24 protein-coding genes and 1 pseudogene are annotated in these 20992 nt (G+C 72.3%); all 25 read left to right on the top strand.

What is annotated here, in order from left to right:
• Positions 1-69: 69 nt before the first annotated feature.
• The 25 genes and pseudogenes from ABH940_RS27740 (at position 70) to ABH940_RS27620 (ending at position 20747) form a co-directional block, all read left to right on the top strand.
• Complete coding sequence (locus tag ABH940_RS27740; protein ID WP_370106491.1) at positions 70-1035, top strand: hypothetical protein; 966 nt, start codon at positions 70-72, stop codon at positions 1033-1035.
• A gap of 119 nt (positions 1036-1154) precedes the next feature.
• Positions 1155-2141: a hypothetical protein gene (locus ABH940_RS27735; RefSeq protein ID WP_370106490.1), complete on the top strand. Its 987-nt coding sequence runs from the start codon at positions 1155-1157 to the stop codon at positions 2139-2141.
• A gap of 20 nt (positions 2142-2161) precedes the next feature.
• Positions 2162-2650: a hypothetical protein gene (locus ABH940_RS27730; protein WP_370106536.1), complete on the top strand. Its 489-nt coding sequence runs from the start codon at positions 2162-2164 to the stop codon at positions 2648-2650.
• Between the two features lie 49 nt (positions 2651-2699).
• Positions 2700-3182 carry a hypothetical protein gene (locus tag ABH940_RS27725; protein WP_370106489.1) on the top strand — a complete coding sequence of 161 codons (483 nt, stop codon included), beginning with the start codon at positions 2700-2702 and terminating at the stop codon, positions 3180-3182.
• Positions 3183-3401: 219 nt separating this feature from the next.
• Entirely contained in the window at positions 3402-3860 is a 459-nt protein-coding gene (locus tag ABH940_RS27720) for a hypothetical protein (protein WP_370106488.1), read from the top strand.
• Between the two features lie 52 nt (positions 3861-3912).
• On the top strand, positions 3913-5196 hold the full coding sequence (locus ABH940_RS27715; RefSeq protein WP_370106487.1) for an acetyl-CoA carboxylase biotin carboxylase subunit family protein: 1284 nt from the start codon (positions 3913-3915) through the stop codon (positions 5194-5196).
• Positions 5193-6266, top strand: coding sequence for a GNAT family N-acetyltransferase (locus tag ABH940_RS27710; RefSeq protein ID WP_370106486.1), 1074 nt, complete (start codon positions 5193-5195; stop codon positions 6264-6266). Before ABH940_RS27715 ends, ABH940_RS27710 begins: the two co-directional genes overlap by 4 nt.
• Positions 6263-6808 carry a hypothetical protein gene (locus tag ABH940_RS27705; RefSeq protein ID WP_370106485.1) on the top strand — a complete coding sequence of 182 codons (546 nt, stop codon included), beginning with the start codon at positions 6263-6265 and terminating at the stop codon, positions 6806-6808. Before ABH940_RS27710 ends, ABH940_RS27705 begins: the two co-directional genes overlap by 4 nt.
• Positions 6805-7266, top strand: a complete 462-nt coding sequence (locus ABH940_RS27700; RefSeq protein ID WP_370106484.1) for a hypothetical protein — start codon at positions 6805-6807, stop codon at positions 7264-7266. The genes ABH940_RS27705 and ABH940_RS27700 overlap by 4 nt, the downstream gene beginning before the upstream one ends.
• Positions 7267-7386: 120 nt before the next feature.
• On the top strand, positions 7387-8061 hold the full coding sequence (locus tag ABH940_RS27695; RefSeq protein WP_370106483.1) for a hypothetical protein: 675 nt from the start codon (positions 7387-7389) through the stop codon (positions 8059-8061).
• Positions 8062-8187: 126 nt separating this feature from the next.
• On the top strand, positions 8188-9999 hold the full coding sequence (locus tag ABH940_RS27690) for a type IV secretory system conjugative DNA transfer family protein (RefSeq protein WP_370106482.1): 1812 nt from the start codon (positions 8188-8190) through the stop codon (positions 9997-9999).
• 74 nt (positions 10000-10073) lie between these two features.
• Positions 10074-10913 (top strand): hypothetical protein, encoded by an 840-nt coding sequence (locus ABH940_RS27685; RefSeq protein ID WP_370106535.1) that lies wholly within the window; start codon positions 10074-10076, stop codon positions 10911-10913.
• 133 nt (positions 10914-11046) lie between these two features.
• Positions 11047-12405, top strand: coding sequence for a DNA cytosine methyltransferase (locus ABH940_RS27680; protein WP_370106481.1), 1359 nt, complete (start codon positions 11047-11049; stop codon positions 12403-12405).
• 69 nt (positions 12406-12474) lie between these two features.
• Positions 12475-13278, top strand: a complete 804-nt coding sequence (locus ABH940_RS27675; protein ID WP_370106480.1) for a hypothetical protein — start codon at positions 12475-12477, stop codon at positions 13276-13278.
• A gap of 434 nt (positions 13279-13712) precedes the next feature.
• A complete protein-coding gene (locus tag ABH940_RS27670; protein WP_370106479.1) occupies positions 13713-14897 on the top strand; it encodes a DnaB-like helicase N-terminal domain-containing protein in 1185 nt (394 codons plus the stop codon).
• Positions 14898-14946: 49 nt separating this feature from the next.
• Positions 14947-15369 (top strand): hypothetical protein, encoded by a 423-nt coding sequence (locus ABH940_RS27665; RefSeq protein WP_370106478.1) that lies wholly within the window; start codon positions 14947-14949, stop codon positions 15367-15369.
• A gap of 29 nt (positions 15370-15398) precedes the next feature.
• Positions 15399-15950, top strand: coding sequence for a hypothetical protein (locus ABH940_RS27660; protein ID WP_370106477.1), 552 nt, complete (start codon positions 15399-15401; stop codon positions 15948-15950).
• The gene (locus ABH940_RS27655) at positions 15947-16570 is read left to right on the top strand and encodes a hypothetical protein (protein WP_370106476.1); all 624 of its coding nucleotides are present in this window, start codon (positions 15947-15949) and stop codon (positions 16568-16570) included. Before ABH940_RS27660 ends, ABH940_RS27655 begins: the two co-directional genes overlap by 4 nt.
• On the top strand, positions 16567-17181 hold the full coding sequence (locus ABH940_RS27650) for a hypothetical protein (RefSeq protein ID WP_370106475.1): 615 nt from the start codon (positions 16567-16569) through the stop codon (positions 17179-17181). The genes ABH940_RS27655 and ABH940_RS27650 overlap by 4 nt, the downstream gene beginning before the upstream one ends.
• Positions 17178-17708: pseudogene (locus ABH940_RS27645) on the top strand (DNA cytosine methyltransferase); the annotation flags it as partial. The gene ABH940_RS27650 and the pseudogene ABH940_RS27645, both read left to right, overlap by 4 nt.
• Before the next feature lie 67 nt (positions 17709-17775).
• Complete coding sequence (locus ABH940_RS27640) at positions 17776-18210, top strand: hypothetical protein (RefSeq protein WP_370106474.1); 435 nt, start codon at positions 17776-17778, stop codon at positions 18208-18210.
• Entirely contained in the window at positions 18189-18476 is a 288-nt protein-coding gene (locus tag ABH940_RS27635; protein WP_370106541.1) for a hypothetical protein, read from the top strand. Before ABH940_RS27640 ends, ABH940_RS27635 begins: the two co-directional genes overlap by 22 nt.
• Positions 18477-18798: 322 nt before the next feature.
• Positions 18799-19128 carry a DUF4913 domain-containing protein gene (locus tag ABH940_RS27630; protein ID WP_370106473.1) on the top strand — a complete coding sequence of 110 codons (330 nt, stop codon included), beginning with the start codon at positions 18799-18801 and terminating at the stop codon, positions 19126-19128.
• A gap of 18 nt (positions 19129-19146) precedes the next feature.
• Positions 19147-19914, top strand: coding sequence for a hypothetical protein (locus tag ABH940_RS27625; protein ID WP_370106472.1), 768 nt, complete (start codon positions 19147-19149; stop codon positions 19912-19914).
• Positions 19915-19937: 23 nt separating this feature from the next.
• On the top strand, positions 19938-20747 hold the full coding sequence (locus ABH940_RS27620; RefSeq protein ID WP_370106471.1) for a DUF317 domain-containing protein: 810 nt from the start codon (positions 19938-19940) through the stop codon (positions 20745-20747).
• Positions 20748-20992: the final 245 nt, after the last annotated feature.

Genomic DNA, 20992 nt, shown 5'->3' with positions numbered 1-20992 from the left:
CCCGTCTCGGCGCTGCCGAGAACCGGAGGCGCGTTGGCCATCCCCATCCCCCTGCCCAGGAGTACGCCCTTGCCCGACACCACATACCCCGGCCACTTCGTCACTTTCCAGGCGGCGCCGGACCACGTCACCGTCACCACCGGCCCGGCGCTGCCCAGCGGAGCGATGGCGATCCTGACCGGTGCCGGATTCGTCGCGACCGAGGAGGCCGACGTCTTCCGGCTCAGCGGCCCTGACGCCGTTCAGCGCGCTGCCCAAGCCGCGTACTACCTCAGCGCCGCGGACATCGGCATCGAGGACCCCGACACCCGCACGGCAGAACTGAGCATCGGGGCCCCCGATGTCGCCTTCGCCCGCCACCCCCACGAGGGCCTGGTCGCCGCCGTCGCCGGTGAGGACAGCACCGTCGGACTGCCGGCCCAGACCCTGCAGCGGCTCGGCTGGCGCTACGACGGCCGTCCGCTGCGCGACGTCTACCTCGCGCCGGACGGCACGACCGATGCCGAGGCCCTGTCCTCTGCCGCCCGTGCCACCCGCGCACTCCAGGCCATGGGATACAGCGTCTTCGCCCAGGGGCTGACCGCCGCCCCCGACACGATGGCGTCCCTGTCGGAGGCGGCCGACGACCTGGCCACCGAGCGCGGCAACGTCGCCGACCTGGCCGACACTCGCGACATCGCGGACGTCCTCGGCGTCGCCCTGGACGCCAAGGTCGGCGCGCTCCCGCAGCTCGACCGGCTGCTGGCCACCGTCACCGACTGGTGCGCCGAGCTGCCGCCGGAGGACCGGCTGCCGCTGACCGCGCTCCTCGGCGACCTCTCCCACGACATCGGCCAGCTGTCCACCGGCCTCTCCCAGGCGCAGCGCCACCTCGCCGAACTGCGCACCGCCCTGCCGGTAGCGGCCCCCGCGCAGGCCAGCCCGCGCGCCTCCGCGGCCCGCAGCTCCTCGGTCAGCCGCCTGGCCAACGGCCCCGTCCTGCAGAGCACGGCACCGGTCCGGACCGACCACAGCGCGTCCGCCCCGCGCCGCTGAGCCCGACCCGCGACCCAAGGAGCCCAGTCATAGACCCGCAGACGATCACGATCAGCCGCGACCCGCAGTTCGGCGCCCGCGCCAGCGGCCTGGACGGCGCCAGCTACCAGGCCCGCCGGATGCTAGCCGACCGAGGGTTCGTCCCGATCCCCGGCACCCACGACTTCGCGTTCACCGGCACCCCGGACGGCAGCGCATACCTGCACATGCGGCAGACGGTGGCCGGACTTCGCGGTCTGGGGCTGACCGTCGACGCCGACCCCGCCTTCGACTACACCGCGCCACCCTCTCCCATCGCCGCGGCGGCCGGCCAGCACCCGCTCGTGGTGACCGGCCGCCCGGCCCCCAAGCACGACGTCGCCGTCGGACGCCACCACGAACTGGGCGTGATCGCCACCAACCCCCGCCACGATCCGGACGTGGCCGCCCAGCTGCTCAACGCGGGATTCGAGCCGGTCACCGACGACCTACTAGCCCTGAGCGAGCCCGAACGCGACACGGTCGCCCGCGCGAGCGAGGCGGTCGCGAGCCTGCGGTCGGCCGGCTGGCACGTCGTCAGCGACCTCCTCTTCGAGCCGAAGCCGGAGAACGCTGCCCAGTACACCTCCACCAACCCCTACGCGGTCGCCCTGACCGAGGCCCTGGACCGCGGTCGCGCAGCCCCCGATACCCAGGACGCCGCCCCGGTCCCCGCAGAGAGTGCTGCTCCCGCCTCGAAGTCGCCCTCCGCCCGGGGAAATAGCTCCGGCGACGAGAAGCTGCTTGCAGGTCTGGCTGCGCGCTCCACCACCCTGACCGCGCTCAAGCGGCTGCTCGACGCCGTCACCGCCCAGCTGCAGGGTGACCCGGCCCGCATCGACTTCCCCCAGCTCACTGCTGCCCTCAACCAGGCGAGCACCGCGCTGGACGGCGTCAGCCGCGACCTGACGAGCATCTCGGCACAGGTCGCGCCCCGCACCCGGACCGCCCGCACGCCCGGCCCTCGCGCCCGGGCGGCTCTCGCCACCAGCACGCTGCTCCAGGGCGTGACCCGGCAGGCCATCACCGAGGAACGCGCCGCCGTCACGCCCACCGACCCCCGCCTCGCCTACGCGGCGCACCGCTGATCCAGGAGGACTGCTTGACCGTGCAGACCGTCTTCGATGTCACGCACTCGTGCGGACACGAAGTCTCTACCGACCTGTCCGACCGGCCCGCAGACCGCAGGGCCGGGTTCGCCCGGTGGCTCAGCAGCCGCCAGTGCACGGACTGCTGGCGCCGGGACCGCGAAACCGACCAGTCCGAGCGCGCCGCGTGGCTGGTCGCCAAGCGGGCCCAAGAGCAGGCCGATGCCTCAGCCTGGGCGGAGCAGTACGCCATGCCGCCCCTGGACGGCCCGGCCAAGGCGGTCCCCTGGGGCGAGCGCGTGCGCCACCAGCTCGTCTCCGACGCGTACACCGCCCTGGTGATCGAGGGCGACCTGTCCGAGGAGCAGTGGCAGAGCATCGAGGACCAGGCCCGCGGCCTCGACCGGGCCTCCTGGTGGATCGACCAGCGCGAGGCCGATGCCGCCGACCTGCCCGAACTCCTCGACGCCGCCACCGACGCCGACAAGACGACCGAGAACCCGTACTGACCCGCACCCCGGGACACGTCGCCCGAGCAGGGCAGGAAGGGGCCAGCCGGTGAGTGCCGACACCCCCAGCACCGTCGATGACCTGAGCGAGGCGGAACTCGCGCTGATCCACCTCACGGAGGCGCTGCAGTCGGCCCCCTCACCGCAGGAGGCCGCGGACATCCTGCACCAGGTCCTCAATACGGACACGGGCCTGCTGGTCCGCGTCCAAGAGGTCATCCAGGCCGCCGCCGAATGCGTGCGCGACCTCGAACCTGTGCAGGGGCAGGCCCGCTTCGCCGCCGTGTACGACTCGCTCGACGAGGTCTCCACGGAGCTGTTCGAGTTCGCCGTCGAAGCGGGCGGCCGAGCGCTGCCCGCCCAGGTGCGTGCCCTGGCCCGGCCATCGGCTTCCTCGGCCGACCGGGCCCGCGCGGCCCGACTGCGTTCCCCGGCCAGCACCGCGCTGCTGCGCCGGGAACCGGCCGGCCCCGCAGCGCAACCCGCTCCGGGGAACGACGCCACCGAATCCAGAAAGTCCGGACGGGCCTGACGCCCGCGGCACCAGTTCCGCCGATTCCTCGGCTCGGCCAGCGGCCCGCCGCTGTCGCTCCAGTGCAGCGTTTGCGCTGGTCAGACCTCCTCTTGAGCGCTCCGCCGCAACCCGGTCGAGGTGCCTAGCACAGTTAGGGTTTCCGGGCCCGGAAACCCCGCCACCGCCACCTTGGAGATGCAGGCAGCACCCGCTGCCACGTCATCCCAGGAGCCCAGCGTGCCTGCCGACCGTCACCTCGATCTCGTCTTCGACCGCCATCCAACTCTGGGGATCGTCGCCACCGACTTCACCCAAGATGCCCGGCACGTCGTGCCGTCGGTCCTGCGCCACACCGGCTTCCAATACGACCCCTACGCGAAGCTGCACGTGGCAGCTCAGCGGCTTCCTCTCCCTGAGGTGCTCGCCCGCATGCAGCGGGCCACCGTGGTGCTGGGAATGCTCGGTTGCACAGTGCGGGCCTCGCACGCGGTCCTGGTCGCGATGTTGGCGAACGAGCCCGTCACCGAGGAGCAGCAGCAGCAGAAGGTGGACGCCCTGGCGGTGTTCTCCAAGCCCGCGCCCGCCCCCGCAGGCCCGCGCGGCCACCGTCCCGTGGGCCCTGGTCGGGCCGCCCTCGACCCGGCACCGGGCAGCGCCCCCACGGACCCCTCGGCGACCAACCGACGCAGACGCTGACCCCCCCTTTGCCTCCCCCCTTCTTCCACCTGCACCCCGGAGAACCCACCCTATGCACGTCCTGGTAGCCAGCAGCGGCAACCCGCTCTTGGAGCAGACCCTCCTCGAACTGGGCCACACCGTCAGCCTCCTGGTCCCCTCGCCCATGGTCGCCGACCGCCGCCGCTCCACCCCGGGGGCTGCGGCCGTCCTGGGCATCGACAGCTGGACCGATGTCGCGGAACTGGCCCGCATCGTCGAGGAGCTGCCCAACGGCGTGCAGCGCGTCGTCACCATCGACGAGCAAGCCATCGTCGTGTGCGCCCGGCTTCGTGAACGCCTCGGCCTTCCCGGGCTGCCGGTCAAGGCGGCGCTGCTGCACACCGACAAGGACCTCGCCAAGACGGCGCTGGAGTTCGCCGGCGTCTCCGTCGCCCGGCACCGCCTGCTGCGTCGAGCCGAGCAGGTCCCGCTGGCGGCAGCGGAGTTCGGCTGGCCCGTGGTGGTCAAGCCCCCCCGGGGTGCGGGCACCATCAGCACCTTCGTCGTCCGCGACGAGAACCACCTCCACGAGCTGATCGCCGAGGGCGCCTTCGACCGCAAGCCCAGCGACAGCACCGGCCGCTTCGACGCCGGCGAACTGCTGCTGAGCCTGCACGAGTTGCCCGCCTTCCTCGTAGAGGAGTACCTGCCCGTCATCCGGGAGTACGCCGTCGACCTCTACCTGTTCCGCGGCGAACTCTTGGGCGCGTTCCCCGCGCTCTACAGCGCCCCCCTGATCACCGCCCTGGACCAGCACCAGTGGGACACCGCCCTGCCCCCCGGGGACGCCGAGGCTCAGAAGGCCGTCGCCCTGGCGCTGCAGGCATCCGCGATCCTGGGCTCCGACACCGGGGTGGTGCACTGCGAGATCCTGCACACCGCCGACGGCTGGTACTTCGGCGAGGCAGGACACCGCCCCGGCGGCGGCGGCCTGTGGCAGATGTACGGACGCCAGCACGGACTGGACATCCGCACGGCCATCGCCCAGCTCGCCGTGGGCCAGCGCCCCAACATCCGGCCCCGCACCGATGCGCCGATCCTGACCACGCTGAACATCGCGGCCCCGGCCGGCGGCATCGTGCGCTCCTTCGCCCAGCCCGAACAGCTGGCCGCCGTGGACGGCGTCCTGTCCGTCGATCTACACCTGGAGGCCGGTGCGCGCACCCCCGGCGGCTTCGGCTCCCTCAGTCTGGCCGGCAGCATCCTGTACACCAGCGAGCACCTGGAGCAGGTCGACACCACCGCCGCCGCGTTGATCGAGGCCCTCGACCTGCAGGTCGATGCGGCCGACACTCCGGTGGGTGCCGCGCGATGACGACCACCTCCGTCCGCTGGTTCGAGCGGGCCAGCGACCTGCCGCCCGTGCGCGCAGCACTGCCCTGGCACAGCAACCAGTTCGCCGCGGCCTGGGAGGCGGCCTCTCCCGAGCGCATCCTGGCCCGCCACTACCTGCACCTGGACGAATCCGCCCAGACCGTCGCGTTCAACCTGGTCGCCAGCAGCCCCTTCTACGACCGCCTCCTGCTGGACGCGCAGACCCAACTGGACTGGCCCTCACCGGTCCTGGTCGCCGGCACCCTGTACGCCGAGTACGGCGGCGCCGGGGGCGCCACCGCGCAGAGCGCTGCCTCGACCCTCCACCACGGCCGCGTCCTCGCCCGGGACCTAGGTGCCAGCGCTCTGGTCATCCCCAACGTCAGCCCGGCCCAGATCGACGTGTGGCAGCAGGCCCGCCCGGCCGACGCCGCGGTCTTCACCGACCTGGCGTTCACCGCCCCTGTGGACGACACCGGTCTGCGCGGCTTCGCCGACTCCTTCGCCAACCGGCATGCCGCGCGGGACATGCTGCGCCAGCACCGCCGCGGCACCGAGGCCGGTCTGCAGCTGGTGCCGCTGCGCGGCCGGGAGATGCTGGCCGCGTTGCCCGCCTTCAACCGCCTGGTCACCGAGACGGCCGACAAGCACGGCACGGCGCTCTACAACACCCGCATGTTCTCCCCGCTGGCCCAGGTGCCCGGCGCGATCTTGCTGGCCGCCGTCCACGGCAACGACCTGGTCGGCGGGTTCCTCTCCTTCGTCCACAGGGACCGTCTCTCCCTGTGGACAGCCGGGATCGACCTGACCCGCCAGCGCGAACTGCACACCTACACCTGGCTTCTGTGCGAGTCGGTGGCCTACGCCTCCGCCCAGAGACTGCGCCTCCTGGACGCCGGCCGGTCCAACTGCCACTACAAGCGGCGACACGGCCTGACCGGCCAGCCGCTGCACAGCCTAGTGCACACCACCGGCCACCACCCCGGCCTCGTCGCCGGGCTCAACGACCTCGGCGCCCGCCTTGCCCGCTACGCCGAGCACGGCAGCACGGTACCCGGGGGCCCTCGATGATCCAGCCCTACATCTCACGCCACAGCCGGACCCGCGACGTCCTGCACGGCATCGAGACCGGCCGCAGGCCCGGCACCGCCCCTGTGCGGCTGCTCGACTCCTGGAACCAGGACATCGGCACCGGGGCCCTCGATGCGGACCGGCTCGGTCTCGAACTCGACCAGCACCTGCGCCGGTTCGCCCTTCGGCAGCCCGGCCACCGGGCGGCCCGGCTGGTATGGCAGTGCGCGCTTCGGGCCGACCCCGGTGGTCCGTCCGTACCGGACTCCCGCTTCACCTTGACCTGCCGTGACGTCCTGCACGCCACCGGCATCGCCCCGGCGGGCGAGCCCGAGGTGTGCCGCTGGGCCCTGATCCGCGTCAGCGCCTATGAAGCGCGCATCGTGGCAACCCTGATGACGGCCCGGGGTCAGGTGCACGAGACCGCTGCCTCCCGGCCCCTGGCCCTGGCCGTCTGCCAGCTGTTCGACCGGCGGCACGGGCCGTCGTCCCGCGCCTCCGCACTGTCCGTGGCAGCAACACCCACCGGCCGGCGCCGATGAGCGCCCTTCGCCACAGTGCCGTCGGCGCAGCGGCAGCACGAGCGACCGCCGCCTTCGAGAGCATCGCCGAGCTGCTGGCCGAGAGCGAGGACCCGCAAGAAGTCGCGGACACCCTCCACCAACTCTTCCTCGTCCCCGGTCCAGCCCACGCCCTGGCCCGGCTCGTCCGGGAGGCGGGGCTCGCCGTCTACCGCACGCAGCTGCCCCGCCGGCAGGCGCTGGCCTCGCAACTCCTGGCAGCCAGCAACGCCCTCACCCTCTCCGCTCTGGACGTCGCCGAACTCGGCCAGGCCGTTCAACCCACCGAGAACGAGTTCGACCGCGCCCAGGCCGCCACCGTCGGTTCCCCCACCTTCCCCGCCACCGGCGCCGGGCCCGTCGTCCAAGGAACCGGTCCCCACCCGCAAGGACCCGCCGCAGGTGCCCACCAGGTCACCGCGCCCTACAGCCACCGCTGACCAGTCCAACAGGCAGGAGCAGTCCTGGAACCCTCCGGCTACATCACCCTCTACCGCACCATCACCGACCGCGGCCTGCGCGTCACGGTCACCGGGAACACCGAGCCACTGGCGAACGCCGTGCTGCGCCGAGCCGGGTTCCGGCAGTACAGCGCCAACGATGAGCACGCGCTGGAACTGCACGGCCTGTCCGGCGAGGAGACGCAGCGGCGAACCCTTCGTGCCGAACGGATGCTCCGTCACAGCGGATACGTCACCCACATCGTCCCGGACATCGCCCATCACACCGAAACGGATCCGCACTCCGAACGCCAGCAACTGGACTCGGCTGTGACCGCGCTGGCGGACGCCGTCCACTGCTCGGTCACACCCGACGAGGTCGGAGAAGTCCTCTATCGCCTGGCCGACTCCGACACCGGAGTGCTGGAGCTGGCGGCCGAGGCCCTTGAGACCTCCGCCGACTGGCTCACCGAGGCACATCGCATCCTCCCCGGGGAACTCGCCGCCCTCCCCGCACTGCTCGCCCGCCTCGCCGAGCAGTACCGCGACCTCAACGCCCAGGTGGCTGTGGCAGCAGCCGAGCTGTCGGACCGTTCCTTCCCCCACGGCGGCGTCACGATCCGCCCCCGTCCGGGCAGCCGCCTGCCCCACAGCCCGTGGCAACCCGAAGCAGCGGGCGCCCCGGCTCGGGCCGCAACCACCCGCTCGACAAGCCTGCCGCGCCGCGGCGGACCGGTCGCCGTCGCGGCGACCACCAGCGCCCCAGCGGGCATCGCCCGCGCGCATCGCCCCTAACCAGGGCTTCCCCCGCGCCCGCCGCGCCACAGTGCCGGCCATCGCGCCTCCCCCTCTTCGCCCTTCCCCGCCCGCGGGCCCGGCACCCGGAGCCCGATCGGGCTCCGCCCTGCCCGAAGGCCCCACTTGCAGAAACGTTCCTCCCCTTCCTCCTCCTCCCCCACGCCCGGCACCGACGCCGCCCTGGCCGCGCTGATCGGCGCCGCAGCCCTCCTGACCGCCTACGGCTCCGCCGCCTGGGCGACCGGCAACGCCACCGCGTGGCTGACCGGCACCAAGACCGCCGCCTTCGCCCCGGTCACCGCTGCCCTTCACCCCGACCAGCTGTGGCCCCGCCTCGCTCCCGCCACGCTCCTTCTCACCGCCCGAATCCTGCCGGCCGTCCTGGTGCTGGCCCTCGGCGCAGTGGGGCTGCGGCTGTGGCTAAGCCACCGCTCTCCCTCGTCGGGACTGGCCGGACGGCGCGAACTCGCCGGACTGCTCCCTGCACAAATGACCACCCGGGCCCGGGACCTGCGCCCAAGCCTGGCCAAGCGCAAGCACATCGCCCCGGACGACACCGGCGTCCTCCTCGGCTCCCTCGCAGGGCGCACCGAGGTCCGCTCCTCGTGGGAGGACGTGCTGCTGGCGATCATGGCGCCGCGCTCGGGCAAGACGACCAGCCTGGCCATCCCAGCCATCCTGCGCGCCCCCGGCCCCGTCCTCCTGACCAGCAACAAGGCCGCCAGGGACGCCTACACCGCATCCCTGGAGGCCCGCGCCCGGGTCGGCCAGGTGTGGACGATGGACCCTCAGCAGATCGCCCACGCTCCGCAGGCGATGTGGTGGGACATCCTCGCCGACGCCCAGGACCTGGGCGGGGCCAGGAGGCTGGCCGGGCACTTCGTCGCCGCCAGCGTGGACGACGGCAACGCCGGCGACTTCTGGAGCACGGCCGCCGCGAACACCCTCACCGCCTTGTTCCTCGCCGCGGCCCGGGACGGGCGGCCGATCACCGACGTCCTGGCGTGGCTGGCGCAGCCCGCCGACCGCACCCCCATCGACCTGCTCAAGGGCGCCGGGCTGCTCGCCGTGGCCGACCAGCTCCAGGGCACGGTCTCGGGCGCCGTCGAAACCAGGGACGGGATCTTCGAGACGGCGCGGCAGTACGCCAGCTGCCTGCTCGACCCGCAGATCGCCGCCTGGGTCAGCCCTCAGCCGCACCTGCCCGAGTTCCGTCCCGCCAGCTTCGCCACCTCCCGCGACACCCTGTTCCTGCTGTCCAAGGACGGCGGAGGCAGCGCCAGCGCGTTGATCGCCGCCGCTGCCGACGCGGTCATGCGTACAGCCGTCGTCCAGGCCGAACGCGACGGCGGCCGACTCGACCCGCCGTGCCTCGCGATCCTGGACGAGGCCGCCAACGTCTGCAAGATCTCGGACTTGCCGGACTTGTACTCCCACCTGGGCAGCCGCGGCGTCATCCCCATCACCATCCTGCAGTCCTACCGGCAGGGACAGAAGTGCTGGGGCGAGGCCGGCATGGACGCCATGTGGTCGGCCAGCACCATCAAGCTGGTCGGCAGCGGCATCGACGACGCCGACTTCGCGGACAGACTCAGCCGCCTGGTGGGCGAGCACGACGTCGAGACCGTCTCGCACTCCACCAGCGAATCCGGGCGCTCCTCCTCCACCTCCATGAGGCAGGAACGGATCCTGCCGGCCGACGCCATCCGCGCCCTGCCCAAGGGCAGCGCGCTGCTGCTGGCCACCGGAATCCGGCCCACGCTGCTGAACCTGCGGCCCTGGTACCGGGAGCCGGGCGCGGACGAGATCGGCGCCGCCTCCGCCCGCCAGACCGCCGCGATCACCGAACGCGCGCTGGCCAAGGCGCCCCCAGCACCGCGCCTGGGACACCAGAGGTCCCTTCCTCTGGACACCGAGGCGGGGTGGCTGCCGTGACCAGCCGCAACTTCCCCGCCGCGGAACCCGAGGCGGCCCAGCCGGCGCTGCGCACACTCAGCCTCGGGGCCGGCGTGCAGTCCACAACTCTCCTGCTCCTGTCGGCACTTGGGACGCTGCCGCGGCTCGACTACGCGGTCTTCTCGGACACTGGCTGGGAACCCGCCGCGGTCTATACCCATTTGGACCGAATAGAGCGCGAGATCGCCGCGCCTGCGGGAATCCCGTTGCTGCGGGTCTCCTCGGGCAACATCCGTGCCGACGCGCTCGATCCCGGCCACCGGTTCGCCAGCATGCCGCTGTACATCAAGAACCCCGACGGCGGCGACGGCATGACCAGGCGCCAGTGCACCGGCGAGTACAAGATCAAGCCGATCAAAGCACAGGTCAGGGCACTGCTGGGGTACCCGTATCCGGCGCGCATCCCCAAGGGCGTGTTCGTCGAGCAGTGGATCGGCATCTCCGTGGACGAGTTCCACCGAGCCAAGAGCGCCGACGTGCGGTACATGCAGAACACCTTCCCGCTCCTGGACCTCGACATGACCCGCGAGGACTGCGTCCGACTGCTGACAGAGCACGGATTCGGCTCAACGCCCAAGAGCAGCTGCCTGGGCTGCCCGTTCCACGGCAACGGCCAGTGGCGCGAGTTGCGTGACAACTCCCCGGAGGAGTGGGCCGACGTCGTGGCCTTCGACGCTGCGATCCGGGCCGGCAACGCCAGAGCGAATGCAGGCGGGAACCCATTGCTGGGCCAGGCATTCCTGCACCGGTCGCGAGTGCCGCTGGACCAGGCACCCATCGACCGAGTGTCCTCTCGCGAATGGGCCGGACGGCAGGTCGACGCCCTCCAACTGCTCGATGAGGAAGAGCCGGGCGGATGCTCCCCCTGGTCCTGCCGCGGCGATGCAGCCTGACCCCGACCCGGCTCCGGACTGCTCGCCCGGAGTGCCCTCAGCAGCGACCTACAGGTACCCCGACGTCCCGCCGCACGAGTTCCGACCCCGGCTGTCGACCGCCGGCGACCTATGGCCGGACCAGGATACCCCGATGGGTCCGTGGACCCACGACGAACTCGTCGCCCTGGCCCACCCCTGGCCGGTGACGTGGCTGTTCCCGCCAAAGCCCGGCGATCCACAGCGGATCGTCAACCTCTTCGCAGGAGCGGGGGGCTGGGAGACCGGCCTGCGCATCCTGGACGAAGGCGGGTCCGCGTTCGACATCGTCGGCGTCGAGCTGGCCTGGGACGCAGCCGCCACCGCGGTCGCCGCCGGGCACCAGCGGATCGTCTGCGACGTCCGCAGCCTGGACCCTGTCCATCCAGCGCTTCGGTACGTCGAGGGCCTGATGGTCTCGGCCCCGTGCCAGGTCTGGTCGCCTGCCGGCAAGCGCGAGGGGCATCAGCACAACAACCTCGACCTGCTCATGGACACCTTCGATCTCGCCTGCGAGGCAACGTTCGGGCACTACCACGACAGCGGCGAGTGCGGGGACCCCGACAGCTGCGGGATCTGCAGCGACCCCGACTGGGACCAGTACGGAGGCTTCACCGGACCCCTGATCAGCTTCGAGGAGGCGCGCTCGCTCATCCCACAGATGAGCGACGATCGCATCGGCCTGATCGCCGAAACCGTGATCTGGTCCCTCGCACTCACCGCCCGGTACGACAACCTCCGCTGGCTGGCGATGGAGCAGTCCGCTGCACTGCCCGAGCGGGTGCTGGAAGAGATCGCAATAGAGCTGCAGTGCGCGGACTGGTGCTCGGCGCAGTACGAGCGGCTGGACGCCGCCGACGTGGGCGTGGCTGCCCACCGACGCCGTGCGTACCTGGTGGCCGGGAGACACCACTTCGTGAACCTTGCCGCGATGAACCCCTCCGAGCCCGTTCCCCCGCGCACACTCGCCGGTGCGCTGGGCTGGCCCGAGGGCGTACGCGTCAACACCCGCGGCAACCGCAAGACCAGCGGCGGCAACGAGTTCTCCGCCGACCGCACCGCACCGGGCACGACCAGCAAGATCCGCGGCTGGTACTGGGCGAGCGATAAGGACAGGAAGTACACGGTGCCGGAGGCAGCCATCACGGTGGCGATGCCGGTCGACCACCCCTGGACGGGCTCGCGCTCCTCCGCCTGCCAGCAGCTCGCCGACGTCGCCTGCCCCACCGAAGTGGCGCGCGTGGTCGGCGGGGCGATCCTCAACAAGAAGTGGGAGGAGAAGGTCGCCGCCTACCTCGCGGATCTCCACAGCCCGAGCAGCCTCGCCAAGGCGGCACCGGCTCCCTCTCCCCGCGCCGCTGCCGCTGCCGCCGCCTCGGACATGCTCCCGGGCCTGGCGGACTGGACCGGGCTCGTGGCCCAAGGCACCGGTGTTGCCGCCGCCCGGCCGACTCCCGCCAAACGCTCGCCCTGATCCCCGTGGCCGGCGACCGGAGTGTCGGCACCCCCGCCGTGACCGACCCGTTTTCCCAGGAGACAACCCGTGACCCATCCCGACTTCGAGCTCTACGACAACGCCGGCCGAACCACCGCCCAGATCCACTCCTACAACACCGGCGAACCCACCGACGAAGACGTGGCACGCCAGCACGAGTCAGCCGTGCGCGACCGCGCCGGCCTGAGCAGGCTGCCCGGCGATTCGGGCCGTTCCCTGGGACCGTGGACTGAGTTGCTGCTGCATGCGGAGAGCGCAGGTGATCTTGCCGCGGTCCTGGACCTCGTCGGTACCGACGACAACGGCGCCGCAGTCGGCCTGCACGACTTCCTCGAAGCCGCCGCTCAGCGTGCCGATGAGATCCCCGGGGGCGCCAAGGCCGCTCACAAGCTCCGGAAGCTGTCGGATCAGATGAACTACATCAGCGGCAGGCTCAACGGCATCAGCTACGACCTCTTCCGGCTGGCGCCGACCGAAGTCCCCCTTGACAGCCTGCCGCGCGGCACCTCACCCGCAGAGCCGAGCCGAAAGCGGAACTTCCACGTCGCCCAGGACGCGACGCTCCTCTTCACCGTGCACGCAGTCGACGAGGACGACGCCTGGCAGCAGGTCCGTGAGATGGAGGGCGTCCAGACACAGGTCGATGTGCCGCTGGGCGGCGGCTTCGTCCTCGACGACGTGGTCTTCGGCGACGTCCAGGACTCCACCATCACCCCGGTAAGTGGTCGCCGTAGCACGGCTGCCACCAGCACTACCGGCATTCCCGTGGCACCTCGGCCCACCGGCGCCCAGCAAGCGAGCCTCGCTGGACACCCTCCAGCCGCCCAGGAGTCTGCGCGGCGCCCCCGATGAGCGCGTCCTCTCGCAGCCTGCACCCCGTCGACGGCCAGCACTGGCTGTACGAGCAGTCGCGCTGACGTCGCCGAACCGCCGCACGCGGCAACCCGGGAGTGGCTCCAGCCTGTCTTCCCGGCCCGGGTGCAACCGCCGATCGTCGCACCCGCTGACCTGCCGCGAACCCCTGATGTCGGCCGACCGACGCGTTGGCCGCGCCCATGAGTGGAGAACCAGCTGTCGTTCCTTCGTCCTCGTAAGCCCTCGACTTCGCCCCTCAGCGATCTGCTTCCCGCTCCGCCCGTCCGGGCCACCGGTCGCTGGTACACCCTCGGCCGGCGCCGGGTCTGGCTGGAGCGGTCCTCCCTCACCGACCGCCTCGACGCCCACACCGACGCAATGCACCAGTTGGAGCGCGTGAAGTCCCATCGACCCCCGGGGGTCTGACGGCGATGGCAACCGTGAGCACCTCCGCCTCGCCTGAACTCATGGCCGAGCAGGCGCTGCTGGGCGCGCTGCTGCTCAACGCCCCCGCCGTTGAGATGGTGGGTTCCTGGCTCCACCCGGGACACTTCTACCGGCCGGTCCACGGCGAGCTGTTCGGCCTGCTGCTGGCCCGCCAGCGCGCCGGGCACCCGGCAACCACGCCCGGTGCCTCCGCGGCGGACCGGACCGAGTGGGCGATGGGCACCATCGACCAGGCCCGCTCAGTGCGCGGCTTCACCCCCAGCTACGGCCACACACTGATCGCCTCGTGCCCCCACGCCGCCCACGCCCGCGCCTACGCGGCCCTGGTGCTGGACTCGGCAGTGCGGCGCGAAGTGACCGAGCACGCCACGCGGCTCGCGAACAGCGCCGCCGCGGGCCACCACGCCGACGTCGTCGAGCTGGTTCCCGCGCTGCAGCGCACGGTGGAACGCTGCTTCGCCGTCTGGTCCGCCGCCACCGCCGACGTCCAGACCCCGGCATGTGCCGCGACCTGGACGACGCCGAAGCCCAGCACGGCCCCCGTGGCCGAGCAGGCGCTGGCTGAGGAGGCGACGCTGCTCGGCGTCCTGATGGCGCAGCCGCGCGCGCTGCCGTCGCTGGCAGGCCAATTGCTGCCCGGCGACTTCGCCGGCCCGCTGCACCGGGTGGTGTACGAGGCGATGGTCGACCTGTCCGAGCGGGCCCAACCCATCGATGCGCTCACCGTGCTGTGGCAGGCCCGCGCCGGCTCCCCGCCCGTACCCGATGTGGACCTCGCTCAGGTCTGGACGTTGGTCAGCGACCCACTGCCCGGTGATCCCGGCTACTGGGCCGAGCGCGTGGTCATCGCCTCCGTGCTGCGGACCACCCAGGACTGCGCGGAGCAGCTGCGCGCCCTCGCCGCAGCCCCGGGCCGCCCCGTGAGCTTCGTGCTCGGCGACGCCGAACGGCTGCTCAGCCACCTTCGCGCCGCCGCCGACCGGATCCAGGTCGAGCGCGCGGTGCCACCTGGCCCGGCGGCCACCTCGGCACCGCGCCGCCCGGCCGCCGCCCCCGCCGCTGACGGGCGCCGCGCCCCTCCGCACGGCGCCAAGGAGGACACCCATTCCCCACCCGCGTCCCACACGCGACCTGCCGAGCCCACGGCAACTGGCCGACGTCGTCGCTGACCTCGCACGGCGGGTGGCCGCCGGCGGCCACCCGCCGCCGCGGAGCATCATGGCGCTGCTCGCCGACGTCCAGGCCATCGGACGGCACCTCGACGACCGCATCGAGCACCGGGACGTGCAGAGCGACGCCCTGGAACCCGCCGCCCGCGGAGCATTCCAGCGCGCAGCCGCCCGCCTGTCCCTCACCCAGGTCCACCTGGCCCGGGCACTGCACCTGACCCAGGTCAGCGCGTACTACCTGGAGCCGGTCGCCCCGGCCGGCACCGAGGGGACCGCCGCCGAGCGTGCTCTGCGCCAAGCAGCGGAGGAAGCCGAGGAAGCCCAGCTCACCCTGCGCGCAGCGCAGACGAGCACCGGCAGGCCAGCCGCCCCGGCCACCGCTCGCCCGCGCCGGCAGTTGCGGAAGGCGCAGCAGGATGCACCGCCGTCCGCTGCCCGCGCCGATCCAGAGCGCCCCCGCCACCCCCGCTGACAAGCCCACTCATTCCCAGGAGCCCTTCCTTGACCCGCCACACCCAGCGCGACCTGCGCGCCCTCGCTGACCAGATCGAAAGCCTCGGCACCGACCTCGTGTTCCCGAGCCCCGAGGACGACGCCCCCGACGTCGTCGAACTCCTTCGGCAGCAGGAGGCCATGACCCGGCTGCACCAGACCACCAGTCGGCACGCGCTGGTCCGGGCCCGCAGGTCCCGCACCGCCGCCGAACCGTTCGCCGTGGCCTGCACCCACCTGTCCTACGCCCTGGCCGATCTCAGCCTCGCCATCGAGCACACGCTGCGCCAGGACAGCGCGTCCCCCGGTCCGGGCGGGTCCGCCGTGCCCCCGCCGCTGGCCATCGAGCGCCACGCCCACCGCGCCCTGGCACGGGCCCACAACCGGCTGGACGACGCGATCGAGACCCTGCGCGACTCCGCGCACGCCCTGGTCGTCCCCTCCCCGACCGCACCCGAGCGTGCGCCGTGGGCAGGATTCGCCGACGCCCTCGCCGCAGCCCGGCCCGTCACCGTCCGGATCCCCGCCGAGGCCCGCCTCCTCACGGGGGCCGGCCGATGATCACCGACAGCACGTGGTTCCCCGACGACATCCCCCGGATCCAGATCCTTCCCGAGGACCTGGAGCGGATGTCGGCCGTCGCCAACGCGCTCCAGGAGATCCGAACCAGCATTCGCCGCTCCGCCAAGCGGCCCCCGAAGCTGGCCGCCGTGCTGCTGGCCGGCCACATCGAGCAGCTCTCCGCGTTCATCGCGGCCATGGCGATCCAGTGGGAGAGCCTGACCACCACCGACCGGCTGCACGCCGCCTCCACGGGCGAGATGTGGACCCAGCAGTTCGCTTCCTCCATCGCGTCCGAGGCCCTCTCGTCCCTGGTCGGCGTCATGGAGCACGCCCATCAGGCGGCCAACCGCGCACGCCCCCCTGCGCTGCGTCGCGTCGACCTCTTCCACTCCGGCAGTGCCGCCCACCTCAGCCGACGGCTGTACGAGACCGAGGCCCAGATGGGGGCCCGGATCACCATCCTTCGGCAGTCCCGCGCCAGCCTGGTCGACAGCCTGCGCCGCCGACCAGCGACGTCGCGGACCGCCCCGGGGCCGGCCGTCACCGCAAAGGACCCGGGCGCCGCCGCCCGTCTCGACGCCGCCGCCACGGCCTCCGTCCCCCGGGGCCGCCGATGAAGGACGCTCAGCGGACCGGGTCCACGGCGGCCGGTGCCGTGCGGGACATGGCGGGGCAGCTCAGCGACTGGGCAGGCGCGTTGCCCGGCCCCGGCGAGGCGGGGGAGTTCCCGTCCCTGGGCGCCCTCGGCAGCGTGCTCAAGAACCTCAACTCCCTGCACTTCCAGTGGGTCTCCACGGCAGCCTTCCGCTCCACTCAGGGCGTCACCGACCCGCAGCACCGCGACCTGACCGCCGCATACGCGCTGGCCGCGAGTGTCTCGGGGGACGTTCTGCAGTCCTTGGGCACGGCGCTCCGATCCTCCGCGCAGCTCTCGGTGCTGGACCTGCGGCAGATCGCTGAACCCGAGCCGGTCCGCCAGCGGATCGTCCAGCGCGGCGACCTGGCCCTGTCCCGGACACGGGCAGCAGCTGACGCTGGTGCCGAGCTGCTGGCCCGCCAGGCCGAGCGGCTGGAGCACCGGTACGCCGGTGCACGCCTGCTCTCCCACGAGGAGCGTGCCCAGGCGGCCCAGGGGGCATCGGCCCTGGCTGCGTCGACCGTGCCCGCCGCAACCGCACCCAGTCGTCCAGCAGGATCAGCTTCCATCACCCCCCGGCGGTCGCGATGAGCGCGAGGGCAGGGCAGCGCCGGCTCATCGGGTCGCTGTGCAGCGGCTACGGCGGCCTGGACCTCGGGGTGCAGGCCGTGCTCGGGGGCCAGATGGCCTGGCATGCGGAGTTCAACCCGCAGGCTGCCGCGATCCTGCACCAGCACTGGCCCGAGGTCGCCAACTTGGGCGACATCACCGCGGTGGACTGGTCGCAGATAGAACCCGTCTGCGTCCTGACCGCAGGCTTCCCCTGCCAGGACCTGTCGGTGGCCGGCAAGCGTGCCGGGCTGACGCACGGCACGCGCTCGGGTATCTGGCACAACATAGCCGACGCGATTTCCGAACTCAGACCCTGCTTGGTGGTGATCGAAAACGTCCGTGGAATCCTCTCCGCCGGAGCAACTGCCTCTTCCCCGACAGCCGGTGGCGATCTGGAGCAGTGCCCGTGGTGTGTGGGAGACAGCGGAGAGCAGCATCATCTGCGGGCATTGGGTGCCGTTCTCGGAACCCTGGCCGACCGAGGGTACGACGCGCGCTGGACGTGCATTCGTGCCTCGGACGTGGGAGCGCCCCACCGGCGAGAGCGGGTCTTCCTCATTGCCTGGCCCGCCCGTGCCCCAGAACCTGCCGACGCCGAAGGCGCGGGACTCCAAAGGGCCCGACGCGGTGCGCGAGGACCTTGGTCACGTCGTGACGCTGCTGAAAACCCCCACCTCGAACTTGGGATCGAACGGGGGCAGTCAGCACCCGGCCAAGCGCAGGCAGGGGGGCCACGGCCCGAACTTGCAGGACGAGGTGGAGCACCTGATGCCGGCCCCGGCCGGCCAGCAGAGCCTGCTGCCCACGCCGAGGGCGAGCGACGGCACCCATGGCGGCCCGAACCAGCGCGGCTCGAAGGGCGACTTGACGTTGTCCAGCGCGGCGGCGCAGCTGCTGCCGACGCCGAGGGCGTCGGACAGCGGGACGCCGGGCCGGCGGGCCGGGACGGGATTTCGTCCGCCGCTGAGCCAGGTCGTGCTGCCGCTGTGGACGGAGCCCGAGCAGTAGCGGCAGAGCGCTGGGGCGTCTACAGCCCCGCGATCAACCGCTGGCAGCGCGCGACCCGGCCCGCCCCCGAGCCGACCGACAGCCGGGGCCGCCTGGCCCCGCAGTTCGTCGAATGGGTCATGGGCCTGGAACCGGGCTGGGTGACCGGCGTCCCCGGCCTCAGCCGCCCGGCCCAGCTCACCGCGCTGGGCAACGGAGTCGTTCCGCAGCAGGCGGCCGAGGCGTTGCGCCGCCTGGCGCCCCCGTCCTGTCGCCACGCCGCTTGACCGGTCGCAGGCGCGCGACCCGCCGCTAGGCACCAAATCACCTACATCCGCAAGGAGTTGTTTACCCCTGACCAGTCCCACTTCGCCGCAGCCCGAGTCTCCGACCCAGGAGCAGACGCTGGCCCAGCTGGCGGCCACCGTCGCCGCCCTGACCGTCCAGCACGACCAGAACGCCGACCTCGTCAGCCGTCTGACCGCCACCCTCGAAGGCGGCGACCTGGACCTCGACGGCGAGGACGACACGGCCGACGCGCCCGACTCGCCGCAGTCCCTGTGCATCCTCGCGCTGGACGACGCCGCGTTCGCGGCCGAGATCGCCACCATGACGCCGTGGGTCGACCAGATCCTGCTGCGCACCTACGGGCGCGAGCTGACGGCAGGCCGGCCGTGGTGCACGCGCTGGCCCGAGCACGACGAGGCCGTGGTCCGCATCCACTCCGCATGGCTGGCATGGCAGTCGCTGACCGACCTGGAGGCCGGAGCGACCGGCCCCTCGGTGTGGCAGCGCGACCACCTGGAGCCGCTGCTGGGCCACCTGCGCAGCCCCGACGGCCCGTTCGCGGCCTGCACCACCTCCCCGGACCGGCCCAACCACCGCGTCCTTGACCACCCGGAGTTCACCGATCCCGCCGCACTGCCCAGTGCAGCCTGACCTGCGAGGAGACTCCCTGTGGACTTCGCCTTCCCCGATTGGCGCCCGGCCGACCCGCCGAGCCGCCACCGCCAGGATCTGCTTCTCATGGACGCGGACCGGCACTCCGTCCTGGTCCGCCAGGCCGAGGAGCACGAGGACTTCGTGCTCCTGGCCGAACCGGGCCCCTCGGCCAACGCCTACTTCGAGCAGCCCCGCACCCTGGCCGTCCACGTGGTCAAATTCCCCGAGACCATGACGTTCAGCATCGACTGGCACAGCGCACCCACCCCCGCGCTCACGGTCGCCTGGCTGCTGGACCGCGGCGCTGATGAGAACCAGTTCCGCGTTGACGTCGGTCCCGAGGACGCCCCCGCCGACGTCACCAGCGCCCAGATCGAGGAGCGGGTGCGGCGCAGCGGATCGCGCTACACCGTGGTCGAGTACGACGACTCCGACCCGGTGCGCAGCTGGGTGCTGCTGCACGACCGCGAATCCGCCGCTGCTGCCCGACCGTACCTTCTGCAGCTGCGCACCGAGTTGGCCCGCGGCGGCTTCCGCCTGCGCGAGGGCAGTTTCCCCGACCCGCAGAGCGCCCAGCAGTGGCTGGAGGCGCCGGGGGGCCAGCCCCTGCCTCCTCCCGTGCTGCCCGACCCCGTCGTCTCCGCGCGTCCCGCCTTCTCACGCGCCCAGGCCGCCCGCAACCCCATGCCCGCAGGCGCCCGCACCGCCGGCCCCCCGGAGGCGACGAAGCCGACGGCCACGACCGCCGACGCCCCCAGTCGCCGCCCGCGCGGCCAGCGGTGAGCGCCCCTCTGAATCGAGACACCATGCCCCCGAGGTCCGACCGCGGCGACGGGCAAGTCTTGGTCTCGCCGCGCTACCTCGCCGGCGAAGGCGACATGGGCACCGTCCTCAAGCCGCTGATCCACCTGCACGAGTGGAACCACACCTTCGACCGATCCCTCGCGTCCGTCGTAGCCACGAGCCACGACGCGCGCCTCGAAGTGGCCATGGAGCCGCACAAGATGGACTTGGACTGGTGGCGCGTCACCTGCCGGGAAGCGCCGTCGGCACCCCCGCGCTGGGAGGCGTTCTTCTCCCGATACATCCCGGCCGAGCTGCTCGGGGCCTTCACCCAGGCGCTGGCAGCGGACCGGTACACCCGGCCGGAGGAGATCGTCTCCGAGGACGCCGCCTCGCCGACCACCGCGTGGCGACCGCTGCTGAAAGCCGGGTGGCGTGTGCAGGAGGACCCGTGGAGTACGGTGCTGACCTCGCCCGACGGCCAGGCCAATTTCGGGTTCAACCCCTACATCGAAGATGAGGACGGGCGGCCCATCGAACTGTCCCAGCCGTGGTTCGCCAACGTCACCAGCACCGCGCGGGAGGGCGAATGGTTCGCCCGTTTCGGGTCCTCGGTGCCGGCCCGCTACCTCACCTTCTTCGCTGCAGGTCTGGCCGACACCGCTCCCGTCCTGCGCACCCGCTCGCAGATCCCGGTCTCGGCGCTGTCCACGGCAACGGTCCGGCCCGCCCGGGGCGGGGATCTTCCACGTCGCTTCTCAGCGGTGGAGTTCGCCGGGGCGATGTTCAATCCCGCGCACGCCCAGCAGGGCAACCCTCCGCGTCATCGCTGAAACTCGCCCGGCCAGCCGACGGGCGCCATCCTGCCGGTACCGGAATTCAGACCGAATCCACCGGCGCGTCTGATTCTCCAGTCCGCGACGGGTAGGCGCCTGGACACACAACTGGACGTCCACTGCTGCGAGTTGACGCCACCGCCGTGCGGGGCGGGAGTGCCGGCGCCGGGGGCGGAGCGCGCTTATACCCCCTTCGGGGTTTCCGGACCCGGAAACCCTGCCGGTCGGAATCTGGAGTGGTC

The organism is Streptacidiphilus sp. BW17 (assembly GCF_041262485.1).
Taxonomy (GTDB): domain Bacteria; phylum Actinomycetota; class Actinomycetes; order Streptomycetales; family Streptomycetaceae; genus Streptacidiphilus.
Note: the sequence above shows the minus strand (reverse complement) of the source record. Positions and strands in the feature narration are given on the sequence as shown.